Source organism: Pseudarthrobacter albicanus, assembly GCF_018224015.1.
GTDB classification, from domain to species: Bacteria; Actinomycetota; Actinomycetes; order Actinomycetales; family Micrococcaceae; genus Arthrobacter; species Arthrobacter albicanus.
This window is the reverse complement of record NZ_JAGPOT010000123.1, coordinates 1-13,840: the sequence shown is the minus strand read 5'-3', so window position 1 is coordinate 13,840 and position 13,840 is coordinate 1. Positions and strand designations below refer to the sequence as shown.

Here is a 13,840-nt window from a genome sequence, read left to right as displayed (position 1 = left end):
CGCCCTCCCCCACCTCCCGCAGGGAAACGACCCGCCCTCCCGCACCTCCCGCAGGGAAACGACCCGCCCTCCCGCACCTCCCGCAGGGAAACGGCCCGCCCTCCCGCACCTCCCGCAGGGAAACCCGGGACCCTCCCACAGATTCCGCAGGGAAACCCGGGACCCTCCCACAGATTCCGCAGGGAAAACCAGGACGCTCCCTCGGCTCCCGGCGCCGGCCCGACAAGATCTCAGGGAGCGTCGACCCGGAACCCGCAGGACGTGAGGAAGCGTCCGTGCTTGTGAGACTTGCCACCGCGAAGGCCGAAAGCGCCACTACCGTTAGCCGGTGACAGGGGACTCGCCTAGAATTGGATGAGATGTACGGACTTCGAAGCGCTTGTTTTCGGGTTGCGTAGGAAACGAAACACGGAACAGAGCGGCTGCAAGTGCGCCAGTGGTCAGCTCATAACAGGAGGAGTCCAGCATGGCTGAGCACAACGACGGCAACCGCGGCGGAAAAGACCGCGGCAACTTCGGCGGGGGACGCAATTCGGGTGGCGGAGGATTCCGCGGAACCAACAATTCTGGCGGCGACCCTCGTGGTTTCCGTGCAAGGGAGGAGCGCGGCTCTGAGGGAGCGCGCCCGGCCTCCAACGATCGTGACCGGAAGCCCTTTGGGGACCGTCCCGCGCGTGAGGGGGATCGTAAGCCGTTTGGTGACCGTGCCCCGCGCGAAGGTGGCGGAGAGCGTCGCAGCTTCGGTGCCGGCGACCGTGACCGTAAGCCGCCGTACGGCGGTGGCGGTGACCGTGACCGTAAGCCGTTTGGTGACCGTGCCCCGCGCGAAGGTGGGGAGCGTCGCAGCTTCGGTGCCGGTGCCGGTGCCGGTGCCGGCGACCGCGACCGGAAGCCGCCATACAGCGGTGGCGGTGATCGCGACCGGAAGCCGTTTGGTGACCGGCCCGCGCGTGAGGGTGACCGTAAGCCGTCGTACGGCGGCGACCGCGACCGGAAGCCGCCGTTCAGCGGTGCCGGCGATCGTGACCGCAAGCCGTTTGGTGACCGTGCCCCGCGTGAAAGTGGTGGGGAGCGTCGCAGCTTCGGTGGCGGTGACCGTGACCGTAAGCCGCCGTTCAGCGGTGGCGACAACCGGAAGCCGTTCGGCAGCCGCGACGATCGTCCGGCCAGGAGCTTTGACCGTGGCGACTCCGGCCCGCGCCAGTTTGGCCGCGACCGCGCAGAAGACCGCCCGGTGCGCGTACCCAATGCCCGCGATCTCCGCAGCGCCAACCGCCCCGACCGCGAGCGTTCACCCCAGATCGATGAGGACGTCACCGGCAAGGAGTTGGACCGCGCCACGCAGCACCAGATCAAGACCCTCGAAGAGAACAGCGCCGAGTGGGTTGCACGCCACCTCGTCATGGCCGGACGCCTCATTGACGAAGAACCCGAGCTTGCCTTCCAGCATGCCCTCGCCGCCAGCCGCCGCGGCGGCCGCCTCGCGGCTGTCCGCGAAGCGGTCGGCCTGACGGCCTACGCGGCCGGGCACTACGGCGAGGCGCTGCGCGAATTCCGCACCTACCGGCGGATCAGCGGCTCCAACATGCACCTGCCCGTCATGGCCGACTGCGAACGCGGCCTCGGCCGCGCCGACCGCGCCCTGGACATGGCGCGCTCCGAGGAAGCCAAGGATCTGGACGCCCCCGGCAAGGTTGAACTGGCCATCGTGGCCGCCGGCGCCCGCACCGACCTGGGCCAGCTCGACGCTGCGGTCGTGGAGCTGGAGATCCCGCAGCTGGACATCAACCGTGCCTTCTCCTACAGCCCCCGCCTGTTCCGGGCCTACGCCGATGCCCTGACAGCAGCCGGCCGCGCCGCAGAAGCCGGAAAGTGGGAGCGCCAGGCCGCCGTCGCCGAAGACGCCCTCGGCCTGGACGTCTCCGACGAGCCGGACATCATCGACCTCGGCTGGGACGAGGAAGAGGAAGCCCGCGAAGAAGAGCAGCAGCGCCGGCTCCTCGCCGAGCAGACTGCCGAGCAGACTGCCCAGCAGTCCGCCGAAGCTGCAGCCGAGCAGCAGGCACCCCGTGCCGCCGGCGCCGAGGTCGTAGCCGGCCTCCCGGAATCCTCCGCAACGGAGGCCGGAGCCGCCTCGCTCGACGAAGGCGCCGACGACGCCGAATCGGACTTCTGGGAGTCAGACGACGCCGAATCCGATGATGACTCGGTGGAAAAGGACGCCCTGGACCGCTCTGAGGTACTCACCGGAGACGACGCCGAACCCGCCGGTTCGGACGACGCCGGTTCGGAGGACGCCGGGGCGGACGAGACCGGCGACGCCGCCTTCGGCGAAAACCCGGTCCGCCCGGGCCACCCGGACCGAATCGAGGACTAATCGCATGGCAGGAGCTGACCTGATTTCCGCGTTCGATGCGCTGCTGGCCGATCTCGACGGCGTCGTCTACGCAGGCCCCCATGCCATCCCGGGGGCTGTGGAGTCGCTGCGGAGGCTGGCCAGCATCGGCGTCGGGCTGGGCTATGTCACGAACAACGCGTCCCGTTCGCCCACGCAGGTGGCACAGCACCTGCGTGAGCTCGGAGCCCCGGCCGAAGACCAGCAGGTGGTCAGCTCCTCGCAGGCCGCCGCCGAACTGTTGGCCTCGCTGCTGCCTGCCGGAGCCCGCGTGCTCATCACCGGCAGCGCCGCCCTCGCCCGCGAGATTGAACTCGTCGGCCTCGTTCCGGTCCGCAGCGCGGCGGAGGCACCCGTCGCCGTCGTGCAGGGCTTCAGCCCGGAGACCGGCTGGACGGACCTCGCGGAAGCGTCGTACGTCGTCGCGGACGGCGCCATCTGGGTCGCCACCAACACGGACATGTCCATTCCCCAGGCGCGGGGCATCGCCCCCGGAAACGGGACGCTCGTGGCGGCCGTTGCGGCGGCAACGGGCAAGACGCCGCTCGTCGCGGGCAAGCCCCAGGCGCCGCTGTTCCACGCGGCCGCCAAACGGCTGGCGGCTGACCGGCCGCTCGTCGTCGGCGACCGGCTGGACACCGACATCCTCGGCGGCAACAACGCCGGCTTCGCCACGGTGGCCGTGCTGACGGGCGTCGACACGCGGGAATCGATTCTTGCCGCCCGGACCCTGGAGCGCCCGGACTTCATCATCCGGGACCTGACGGAGCTCTACCGGCCCTACCCCGTAGTGGAGCACGACGACGGGCGGTACCGCAGCGGTGCCGCCTCCGCCGTCGTACACGGACAATCGGTGCGCATCAGCGGCGATCCCGCCGACCTCGACTCCTGGCGGGCAGCCTGTTCGGCCTGGTGGGCCGCCAACCCCGACACCAGCACCGCCCTGGCGCCGGTCATCGAATGGCTGGATCACTAGACTGGAGCCATGACGGAGCTGAACCCTGAGATGGACCCTGCAACCGGGACGGACCCTGAAATGCCGGAAGCCGGAGTCGACTGGCCACCGTTTAAGGGCGGCGGACCTGCCAGTGACGCGGGCGTGGAGGTCCTGCTGGAACGGCTCGGCGCCCTGCCGTCGACACCCGTGTCCCAGCACGGCGGGATCTACGGGAATCTGCACGATGACCTGATGGAAGCACTGAACGAGGACGTAACAGGCCAGCTCAACTCAATGGGGGACGCAGCACGATGACCAGGCTTGACCAGACACTTGTCAGCCGGGGGCTGGCGAGGTCCCGCACCCATGCCGCGCGCCTCATCGCCGAGGGCAAGGTCAGCTCCGGCGGCGAAGTGCTCGCCAAGGCCTCGCTCCAGGTCCAGGACGGCACAGCCCTGGACGTGGCGGCGGCCAGCGAGGACAGCTATGCCAGCCGCGCCGGGCATAAGCTGGCCGGGGCGCTGGATGCCTTTCCCGCCGTCGGCGTCCAGGGCAAGCGCTGCCTCGACGCCGGGGCCTCCACCGGGGGCTTCACCGATGTGCTGCTCCGGCGCGGCGCGCAGCACGTCGTGGCCGTCGATGTCGGGCATGACCAGCTCGTCCCGCAGATCCGGAACGATCCCAGGGTTTCCGTCCACGAGGGCCTCAACGTCCGGTACATGACCCCGGACGAGATCGGCGGGCCGGCCGCGCTGACCGTGGCGGACCTGTCCTTCATCTCGCTGACCCTGGTCCTGGCGTCCCTCGCGGCGTGCACCGAACCGGGCGGCGACCTGGTCCTGATGGTCAAGCCGCAGTTCGAGATCGGCAAGGACCGGCTGGGGCGCACGGGCGTGGTCACCTCGGAGCGGGAACGCCGGATGGCGGTCGGCAAGGTCGCGGCGGAAGCCCTGGACACCGGCCTGGAGCTGCGGGGCCTGGCCGGCAGCCCGTTGCCGGGCCAGGACGGAAACGTCGAGTACTTCCTGTGGATAACACGCGGGATCGGAACAGACCTGCCTAAGATCGAAGAGCGCGACGCGGCCGTGGCCGCGTTGCTCGCAACAATCTGGCCAGAGCACTAGCAGCACTAGAAGGCGGAACCTGATGAGCAGGCGTGTCCTCATCCTTGCCCACACAGGGCGCGAGGAATCCCTCAAGGCTGCCTGGGAAGCGTGTGCCCAGCTGCACGGCTCCGGCATCGTTCCGGTGATGCAGAAATCCGAGCTCGGGGACATGGTCCGCTTTTTCGGGCAGCTGGACCAGCCGGTCGAGGTCCTCCACCACCACGTCAAACTTCCCGACGTCGAACTCGTCATGGTGCTCGGCGGCGACGGCACGATCCTGCGCGCGGCGGAGCTGGTGCGCGAGGTCGACGTGCCGCTGCTGGGCGTCAACCTCGGGCATGTGGGGTTCCTGGCCGAAAGCGAGCGGGCGGACCTGGCGCAGACCGTCGAATGGATCGCCAGCCGCCAGTACACCGTGGAAGAGCGGATGACGATCGACGTCCAGGTGTGGGTCCGCGGGCAGAAAATCTGGCATACCTGGGCCCTGAACGAGGCCGCGATCGAAAAGGGCAACCGGGAGCGGATGCTCGAGGTGGTCACCGAAGTCGACGAACGCCCCCTCACCTCGTTCGGCTGCGACGGCGTGGTCCTCGCCACCCCCACGGGCTCCACGGCCTACGCCTTCTCGGCCGGCGGCCCGGTGGTCTGGCCCGAGGTCGAGGCCCTGCTGATCGTGCCGATCAGCGCCCACGCGCTCTTCGCCAAGCCCCTCGTGGTGTCGCCCCGGTCCCGGCTCGCCGTCGAGATCCTGAACCGGACGGACGCCCGGGGCGTGCTCTGGTGCGACGGCCGCCGGTCCGTGGACCTGCCGCCGGGGGCCCGCGTGGAAGTGACCCGCTCCGCCACGCCCGTGCGGCTGGCCCGCACCCACCAGACCCCCTTCTCGGGGCGGCTGGTCCGCAAGTTCGAGCTGCCGATCTCGGGCTGGCGGGGCCCCGTGCCGCAGCCCGACGCCATCACCACGGGACCGGTGCCGGTGGTCCACACGCTCCGGCGGCCCGCGCCGCTGGCACCGCGGCACGCAGGACCCGGCGAGATCACCGATCCATCGACTGCGGAGTGAACCATGCTTGAAGAACTGAGAATCCGCGACCTCGGAGTCATCACCGACGCCACCCTGCCGCTGGGCCCGGGGCTGAGCGTCGTGACGGGTGAAACCGGTGCCGGCAAGACGATGGTGGTCACCGCCGTCGGGCTGCTGCTCGGCGCGAGATCCGATGCCGGCGCCGTGCGCAGCGGCGCGAAAAGCGCCTCCGCCGAGGCGGTGCTGAAGCTCGACGCCGGGCACGCCGCCGTCGCGCGGGCCCGCGAGGCCGGTGCCGAGGTGGAGGAGTTCGACGGCGGCGCGGAGCTGCTGCTGTCCCGCAGCGTCGGCGCTGACGGCAGGAGCCGGGCGTTCCTTGGCGGCCGTGCCGCGCCGGTGGGCGTGCTCGCCGAAATCGGCGCAACCCTGGTGGTGGTCCACGGGCAGTCCGAGCAGATCAGGCTCAAGAGCCCGGTGGCGCAGCGCAGCGCCCTGGACAAGTTCGCGGGGGACAGCCTCGCCGGAACCCTGGCCGGGTACCAGGAACTGCACGCGCACTGGAAGGCGGCCCAGGCCGAGCTGGATACGCTCCGCAGCGCCGCCCGGGAACGCCTGCGCGAGGCGGAATCGCTGGAGGCCGCCCTGGCCGAGATCGACGCCGCCGACCCGCAGCCGGGGGAGGACGAGTCACTCAAGGCCGAGGCCGTCAAACTCGCCAACGTCGAGGAACTGCGGATCGCGGCCACGACCGCGCACCAGGCGCTCATTGCCGAAGACTTCGGCGAGGACGCCGACGCGACGACGCTGGTGGACGCCGCCAAGCGCACCCTGGAACACGTCGCCGAACACGACGAGGAGCTGGGGTCCGTGGCCGCACGCCTGGCCGAGGTCGGCTTCCTGCTCAACGACATCGCCGGCGAGCTCGCCAGCTACGAGGCCGTCCTCGACACCGAGGGCCCGGAGCGGCTCGCCGAGATCGAGAACCGGCGGGCGGCGCTGGCCAAACTCGTGCGCAAATACGCGCCGAGCATCGACGAGGTGCTGGTCTGGGCAGGGGAGGCCCGGGCACGGTTCGAGGAACTGCAGGACGACTCCACCCGGATCGAAGCGCTGGACGCCGAGGTGGCCCGCAGCGAGGCCGAGCTCCGGAAGCAGGCCGCAGCCATCAGCAAGGCGCGCAAGAAGGCCGCCAAGGAGCTCTCGGCCCGGGTCAGCGCGGAGCTGAAGGCGCTGGCCATGGCCGATGCGACCCTGATCATCACCGTGGAGCCCGGCGGGCAGCTGGGCCCCCTCGGCACTGACGAAATCTCCTTCCTGCTCCGGCCGCACTCCGGCGCCCCGGCCCGCCCGCTGGGCAAGGGCGCCTCGGGCGGCGAGCTCTCCCGGGTGATGCTGGCCATCGAGGTGGTGCTCGCCGCCGTGGACCCCGTGCCCACCTTCGTCTTCGACGAGGTCGACGCCGGCGTCGGCGGCCGCGCCGCCGTCGAGATCGGACGGCGGCTGGCCATGCTCGCCCGGCACGTCCAGGTGCTCGTGGTCACCCACCTGCCGCAGGTGGCCGCCTTCGCGGACCAGCACATCCGGGTCACCAAGACCTCCGTCCGGGGCCCCGACGGTGCGACGGCCACCGGTTTCACCTCCAGCGATGTGCAGCTGCTGGACGAGGCCGAGCGCGTGAAGGAGCTGGCCCGCATGCTGGCCGGCCAGGAGGATTCCGAATCGGCCCGGGCGCACGCCCAGGAATTGCTCGACGACGCCAAGCTCCTGCCGCAGCAGGGCTGAATTGATGATAGGCTCGAACTCCGTGGTGCAGCGATCAAATTCCCGTGTAAATTCCCGGTTTCCGGGCTCGTCCAAGACGACCAAACACATCTTCGTCACCGGCGGTGTGGCGTCCTCGCTCGGCAAAGGACTGACGGCTTCGAGCCTCGGCCACCTGCTGCGGGCACGCGGTTTGTCTGTAACTATGCAAAAGCTCGATCCCTATCTGAACGTGGATCCGGGCACGATGAATCCCTTCCAGCACGGTGAGGTCTTCGTCACTGACGACGGCGCCGAAACGGACCTCGACATCGGCCACTACGAGCGCTTCCTCGATGAAAACCTCGAAGGCTCGGCCAACGTCACAACCGGCCAGGTCTACTCGACCGTCATCGCCAAGGAACGCCGCGGCGAATACCTCGGCGACACCGTCCAGGTCATCCCGCACATCACCGATGAGATCAAGCGGCGCATGCGGCTTCCCACCGAGGGCAAGAACGCCCCCGACGTCATCATCACCGAAATCGGCGGCACCGTGGGCGACATCGAGTCGCAGCCGTTCCTCGAATCCGCCCGCCAGGTCCGCCAGGACATCGGCCGCGGCAATGTGTTCTTCGTCCACGTCTCCCTCGTGCCGTACATCGGCCCGTCGCAGGAACTGAAGACCAAGCCGACGCAGCACTCCGTTGCCGCGCTGCGCTCCATCGGCATCCAGCCCGAAGCCATCGTGATCCGTTCGGACCGCGAAGTGCCGCAGCCGATGCGCGACAAGATCGGCCGCATGTGCGACGTCGACATCGACGCCGTGATCGGCTGCCCGGATGCCCCGAGCATCTACGACATCCCGAAGACCCTGCACTCGCAGGGCCTGGATTCCTATATCGTCCGTGCCCTGGACCTTCCGTTCAAGGACGTCGACTGGACCAGCTGGGACAAGCTGCTCGACGCCGTCCACAACCCCAAGCACGAGGTTGAGGTGGCCCTGGTGGGCAAGTACATCGACCTGCCCGACGCCTACCTCTCGGTCACCGAGGCCCTGCGCGCCGGCGGCTTCGCCAACGCCACCAAGGTCTCGATCCGCTGGGTCCCTTCGGACGAGTGCGAAACCCGCGAGGGTGCAGTGCAGGCGCTCGACGGCGTCGACGCCATCTGCGTTCCGGGCGGCTTCGGCATCCGCGGCCTGGAAGGCAAGCTGGGCGCGCTGAAGTACGCCCGCGAAACCAGGCTCCCCGTCCTGGGCCTGTGCCTGGGCCTGCAGTGCATGGTGATCGAGTACGCCCGCAATGTGGTGGGACTGGAAGGCGCGTCCTCGTCCGAGTTCGAGCCTGACTCCAAGTACCCGGTCATTGCGACCATGGAAGAGCAGCTGGACATCGTGGAGGGCAGGGGCGACCTGGGCGGCACCATGCGCCTGGGCCTGTACGAAGCCAGGCTCGATGAGGGCTCGGTGGTCGCCGCGACGTACGGCGCCACCACGGTCAGCGAACGCCACCGGCACCGCTACGAGGTCAACAACAAGTACCGCGAGCAGATCGCGGCCCAGGGCCTGGTGTTCTCCGGAACCTCGCCCGACGGCAAGCTCGTGGAGTACGTGGAACTTCCCCGCGAAGTCCACCCGTACTACGTGGCGACGCAGGCGCACCCGGAACTGAGCTCACGGCCCACCCGCCCGCATCCGCTGTTCGCGGGCCTGGTCAAGGCTGCCCTGGCGCACCAGCACGGCAACGCCGGCGACGGCAGCAAGCTCGCAGCCGCCGCCCCGGCCGATGAAACCAAGGAAGCCAAGGCTGCTCCCGCGCCCGCCAAGCCCTCGACGGCGGCAGCGTCCAAGTAACCCCCGGCTGAATCAAAGGACGGCGCGATGCCCGGTACATCTGAGATCCACAATGCTGCACGCCAGGTTTCGGATCAGCCGAGCCCGCGCCGTCTTTTGTCGTCCCAGACGGTCTATGAGGGCCGGATCTGGGACGTCGTCAGTGACAGCTTCCAGCTCAACGACGAGGGCAAACCCCTTGTCCGCGACTACATTGAGCATCCCGGGGCGGTGGCGGTGCTTCCCATGAACGACGCCGGCGAGGTGCTGCTGATCAGGCAGTACCGGCACCCGGTCGGCATGGACCTCTGGGAGATCCCGGCCGGCCTGCTGGACGTCGAGGGGGAGGACTTCGTGGCCGGGGCGGCCCGCGAGCTCGCCGAGGAGGCGGACCTGGTGGCCGGCCGCTGGAATGTCCTGGCGGACTTCTTCAATTCACCCGGATCCTCCAGCGAGGCGATCCGCATCTACCTGGCCCGTGGACTGAGCGATGTGCCGGGCCACGAACTGCACATCCGTACCGACGAGGAAGCCGAAATCGAGCTCCACTGGATCCCGCTCGACGCCGCGGTCGCGGCCGTGCTGGACGGGCGCCTCCACAACCCGTCCGCCGTCGTGGGGATCCTTGCCGCCGCGGCCGCCCGCGCCGACGGCTTCGAAGGGCTCCGCCCCGCCGACGCGCCGTGGCCTGCCCATCCCAGCCAGCGCTGATGGTGGACGTCGTCGCTGTCCCTAAGACCGAGGGCCGCCCGCTGACGGCGATCGACCGGGCCATGACGGACTACCTGCAGCACATGGGCGTCGAGCGCGGGCTGGCCGTGAACACCCTGTCGGCGTACCGGCGCGACCTTGCCCGCTACGCCAACCACCTTGCGCAGGCCGGGCGGCAGCATCCGGCGGACATCACGCGGCACGACGTGACGGCCTTCGCCCAGGCCCTCTCCGACGGTTCGGACGGCGGCTCCGCCCTCGGCATCCGCTCGGCGGCCCGGACGGTGGTGGCAGTGCGCGGACTGCACAAGTTCTGGGCACTTGAGGGCGTCACCGCCACCGACCCCGCGAGCGACGTCCACCCGCCGATGCCGGGCAAGCGGCTGCCCAAGGCCATCAGCGTCGACGAGGTCACGAGGATCCTCGAGGCCACCGGCACCAACACCGCGACGGGCCTGCGCGACCGGGCCCTGCTGGAATTCCTCTACTCCACGGGCGCCCGCATCAGCGAAGCCGTGGGCCTGGACGTCGATGACATTTCCCTGCAGAGCGGGGCAGCCGACGAGGGCGCCGGGCCCGCGACTGTCCGGCTCTTCGGCAAGGGCTCCAAGGAACGGCTGGTGCCGCTGGGGTCTTTCGGGGCGCGCGCGCTGGACGCCTACCTGGTCCGCGGCCGGCCCTTGCTGTCGGCCAAGGGCAAGGGCACCCCGGCCCTTTTCCTGAACGCGCGGGGCGGCCGGATCAGCCGGCAAAGCGCCTGGACCATCCTGAAGACCGCCGCCGGGAAGGCCAATATCACCAAGGATGTCTCGCCCCACACGCTGCGGCACTCCTTCGCGACACACCTGCTCGAAGGCGGAGCCGACGTCCGCGTGGTCCAGGAACTCCTGGGCCACGCCTCCGTCACCACCACGCAGGTCTACACCCTCGTGACGGCCGATACCCTGCGGGAGATCTACGCCGCGGCGCATCCGAGGGCGCTCGGCTAGCAAGTCGGCGGGTGAGCCCGAACGCGCCTCAGCGGGCGAAGTTGCGCAGGTGCAGCGAGTTGGCCACCACGAGCACGGAGCTGGCTGCCATGGCGGCTCCGGCGATCATCGGGTTCAGGAGCCCCAGTGCGGCCACGGGGATGCCGATGGCGTTGTAGAAGAAGGCCCAGAACAGGTTCATTTTGATCGTGGCCAGGGTGCGGCGGGAGAGTTCGATGGCCTTGACGACCTGGCCCAGGCTGTTTCCCATGACGGTCAGGTCGGCTGCCTCAATTGCCACGTCGGTGCCTGATCCCATGGCAACGCCCAGGTCCGCCTGGGCCAGTGCTGCGGCGTCGTTCACGCCGTCTCCGGCCATCGCGACGGTGGCCCCGGACCGCTGCAGCTGTTTGACCTGTTCGACCTTCTCGTGCGGCAGGACATCGGCAACCACGTCGCCGGGATGGATGCCGACGGCGGCGGCGACCTGCGCCGCGACGGGAAGATTGTCGCCGGTGAGCAGGATGGGACGAAGCCCGAGTTCCTTGAGTCGCCGGATGGCCGCCGGTGATCCGTCCTTGACGGTGTCGCGGAGGCTGATCAGACCGGCCGGGTCACCGTCGACGGCGACCCACACCGCCGTGGCTCCGGCGTTCTGTTCTGCCTTGAGGAGGGCCAGCTCGCTCGCAGCCGGTTCTATGCCGTTGTTTTCCAGCCACGCGGTGCGGCCGACGGTGATCACCTGGCCGTTGACTGTGCCCCGTACGCCGCCGCCGGGGGAGCTGGCGAAGGCGGTCACTGCCGCAAGTGTTCCTGCGGCGGAGGCTGCGGCCACGACGGCGCGGGCCAGCGGGTGTTCGCTGCCTGCCTCAACGGCGCCGGCCAGGGCAAGCACGTCGTCCTTGGGGAGCCCGGACAGGGGTGTCACGCCGCTGACGGACAGCCGGCCGGTCGTGACGGTTCCGGTTTTGTCCAGCAGGATGGTGTCAACGGTGCGGGTGTCCTCGAGGACCTGCGGGCCTTTGATCAGGATGCCCAGCTGCGCCCCGCGGCCGGTGCCGGTGAGCAGGCCCACGGGGGTCGCCAGGCCCAGGGCGCAGGGGCAGTCGATTACGAGGACGGCCACGGCGGCGGTGAAGGCCGCCTGGGTGTCGCCGGTGAGAACCGACCACAGGATGTAGGTGGTTATGGCGATGCCCAGGACGATGGGGACGAACACGGCGCTGATGCGGTCCGCGAGCCTGGCGATCGGTGCCTTCCCGCTCTGGGCCTGGCTGACGAGCCTGCCCATCTGCGCCAGGGTGGTCTCGCTGCCCACGCGGGTGGCGGTGACGAACAGGCGGCCGCTGGTGTTGATCGTGGCTCCGGTGACTTTGTCGCCGGGGCCGACTTCCACCGGCAGGGATTCGCCCGTGATCAGCGACGTGTCGACGGCGCTTTGCCCGCCGGTGACGACGCCGTCGGTGGCGATCTTCTCGCCGGGGCGGACGACGAAGACGTCTCCGGCGACCAGGGAGTCCACGGGGAGGGTTGTTTCGACCCCGTCGCGCAGGACGGTGGCATCCTTCGCACCGAGGTTCAGAAGCGCCTTCAGGGCGTCGCCTGCCCGCTGTTTGGCGCGGGCTTCCAGATGGCGGCCCAGCAGCAGGAACGTCACGATGACGGTGGCGACTTCAAAGTAGACTTCGGGGCCTTCGCCGTGGGCGCCCGGGTCTGCGGTGAGCCCGGGATTGCTGATGAGCTCCCACGCCGAGTAGAGGTACGCGGCCGAGATCCCGATGGAGACCAGGGTGTCCATCGTCGAGGCGAGGTGCCGGGCGTTGACCGCCGTGGCCCGGTGGAACGGCCAGGCCGCCCAGGTCACGACGGGCAGGGCCAGTACCAGGGCCCACCACCCCCAGTGGGGGAACCGGGCGGCAGGGATCATGGAGATGACCACCACGGGGACGGTCAGGGCTGCCGCGACCACAAGGCGCGGAAGCAGGCCGGCGGGCCGGGCGGCAGGGGCGTTGCCGGCGGCTTCCGGGGCCGGGGTCTGCGCGGGCCCGGCGGCGGCCCGGCCCGGCGTTATCCTGAGTGTTGCCTTGTATCCGGTGGCGTTGACCGTGTCCACGATCTGTTCGTCGGTGACGTCGGCCGGGGCGGTGACCCGGGCGGTTTCCAGTGCCAGGTTCACGGTGGCGGTGACACCGCCGATCTTGCCGAGTTTGCGTTCAACCCGGCTGACACAGGATGCGCAGGTCATCCCTTCGACGTCGAGGTCCACGATCCGGGTGTCCGGTGTGGTGAACACGGTCTTGGTATCCATGCTGTGGCTGCTTTCCTGGTGCGTGGTTGTCCGTTCAGGCGTCGGCGGAGACGACGGTGTAGCCGGCCTGGGCGACGGCCTCGCTGACCTCGGCCGGGTCGACGGTTTCCGACGACGTGACGACGGCCCGGGAGATGCCGGCCTTGTTCAGCGCGATGTCGACGCCGTCGATCCCGTCGACGGCTGTGAGTTCCTCGATGACTGAGGCGACGCAGTGTCCGCAGGTCATGCCGGAGATGTTGACGGTGGTTTCCATGATCATTCCTTCTTCTTTTGTGCGGGCAGCTCCGGCGTCAGCGCAGCAGCCGGCCGATGGCCTCGGTGGCTTCCTTGACCTTGTCGCCCACGATGGCGGGGTTTCCGGTATCCCTGGACTCGTTGGCGGCTCCGACGACGCAGTGCCCGATGTGCTCTTCAAGCAATCCGATGCTCACCGCGTGCAGGGCCTTGGTGACGGCCGAGACCTGGGTAAGGACGTCGATGCAGTACTGGTCTTCGTCGATCATGCGGGCGATGCCGCGCACCTGGCCCTCGATGCGTTTGAGCCGGCGCTGGTACGCCTCCTTGTCCGCGGTGTAGCCGTGGCCCAGATGTTCATCAGTCTGTTCGCTCATGACCCCTCCTTTTCACTCAAGTATACCCTACCCCCCTAGGGTATATACAGCGGTGTGTTGGCAGTGCGCTGTAGGGGGCTGTCTTTCAGACGGGTGTCCTGAAGGTTCCGGCGAGGTTCTGCAGCTGGTAGATCCATGAGGTCCACACTCCCAGGACCATCAGCACGCCCAGCAGTGCCAGGAGCAGGCCGCCGGCGATGTTG

The 13,840-nt window shown here is 69.3% G+C and carries 12 protein-coding genes; 9 read left to right on the top strand and 3 right to left on the bottom strand.

The window, feature by feature from the left end; genetic code table 11:
* Positions 1 to 1,234 precede the first annotated feature (1,234 nt).
* The 9 genes from J9611_RS22180 to xerD are packed head-to-tail and all read left to right on the top strand — an operon-like array spanning position 1,235 to position 10,736.
* On the top strand, positions 1,235 to 2,377 hold the full coding sequence (locus J9611_RS22180; RefSeq protein ID WP_307857167.1) for a tetratricopeptide repeat protein: 1,143 nt from the start codon (positions 1,235 to 1,237) through the stop codon (positions 2,375 to 2,377).
* A 4-nt stretch (positions 2,378 to 2,381) separates the two neighbouring features.
* Entirely contained in the window at positions 2,382 to 3,371 is a 990-nt protein-coding gene (locus J9611_RS20130) for an HAD-IIA family hydrolase (RefSeq protein WP_211882864.1), read from the top strand.
* A 9-nt stretch (positions 3,372 to 3,380) separates the two neighbouring features.
* The gene (locus tag J9611_RS20125) at positions 3,381 to 3,647 is read left to right on the top strand and encodes a hypothetical protein (RefSeq protein ID WP_211882863.1); all 267 of its coding nucleotides are present in this window, start codon (positions 3,381 to 3,383) and stop codon (positions 3,645 to 3,647) included.
* Positions 3,644 to 4,456 (top strand): TlyA family RNA methyltransferase, encoded by an 813-nt coding sequence (locus J9611_RS20120; RefSeq protein WP_211882862.1) that lies wholly within the window; start codon positions 3,644 to 3,646, stop codon positions 4,454 to 4,456. Before J9611_RS20125 ends, J9611_RS20120 begins: the two co-directional genes overlap by 4 nt.
* A gap of 22 nt (positions 4,457 to 4,478) precedes the next feature.
* A complete protein-coding gene (locus J9611_RS20115) occupies positions 4,479 to 5,501 on the top strand; it encodes an NAD kinase (RefSeq protein WP_211882861.1) in 1,023 nt (340 codons plus the stop codon).
* Positions 5,502 to 5,504: 3 nt separating this feature from the next.
* Entirely contained in the window at positions 5,505 to 7,244 is a 1,740-nt protein-coding gene (gene recN / locus J9611_RS20110; RefSeq protein WP_211882860.1) for a DNA repair protein RecN, read from the top strand.
* A 4-nt stretch (positions 7,245 to 7,248) separates the two neighbouring features.
* Entirely contained in the window at positions 7,249 to 9,057 is a 1,809-nt protein-coding gene (gene pyrG, locus J9611_RS20105; RefSeq protein ID WP_211882859.1) for a CTP synthase, read from the top strand.
* A 27-nt stretch (positions 9,058 to 9,084) separates the two neighbouring features.
* The gene (locus J9611_RS20100; protein ID WP_211882858.1) at positions 9,085 to 9,747 is read left to right on the top strand and encodes an NUDIX domain-containing protein; all 663 of its coding nucleotides are present in this window, start codon (positions 9,085 to 9,087) and stop codon (positions 9,745 to 9,747) included.
* On the top strand, positions 9,747 to 10,736 hold the full coding sequence (gene xerD, locus J9611_RS20095; protein ID WP_211882857.1) for a site-specific tyrosine recombinase XerD: 990 nt from the start codon (positions 9,747 to 9,749) through the stop codon (positions 10,734 to 10,736). Before J9611_RS20100 ends, xerD begins: the two co-directional genes overlap by 1 nt.
* Positions 10,737 to 10,764: 28 nt before the next feature.
* On the opposite strand, the gene J9611_RS20090 is transcribed toward xerD, so the two are convergent.
* From J9611_RS20090 to J9611_RS20080, 3 genes are read right to left on the bottom strand one after another with little or no spacing between them, the layout of a single operon-like run.
* Positions 10,765 to 13,023 (bottom strand): heavy metal translocating P-type ATPase, encoded by a 2,259-nt coding sequence (locus J9611_RS20090; RefSeq protein ID WP_211882856.1) that lies wholly within the window; start codon positions 13,021 to 13,023, stop codon positions 10,765 to 10,767.
* 34 nt (positions 13,024 to 13,057) lie between these two features.
* Positions 13,058 to 13,279 carry a heavy-metal-associated domain-containing protein gene (locus tag J9611_RS20085; protein WP_211882855.1) on the bottom strand — a complete coding sequence of 74 codons (222 nt, stop codon included), beginning with the start codon at positions 13,277 to 13,279 and terminating at the stop codon, positions 13,058 to 13,060.
* Between the two features lie 37 nt (positions 13,280 to 13,316).
* A complete protein-coding gene (locus J9611_RS20080; protein WP_211882854.1) occupies positions 13,317 to 13,637 on the bottom strand; it encodes a metal-sensitive transcriptional regulator in 321 nt (106 codons plus the stop codon).
* Between the last annotated feature and the right edge of the window lie 203 nt (positions 13,638 to 13,840).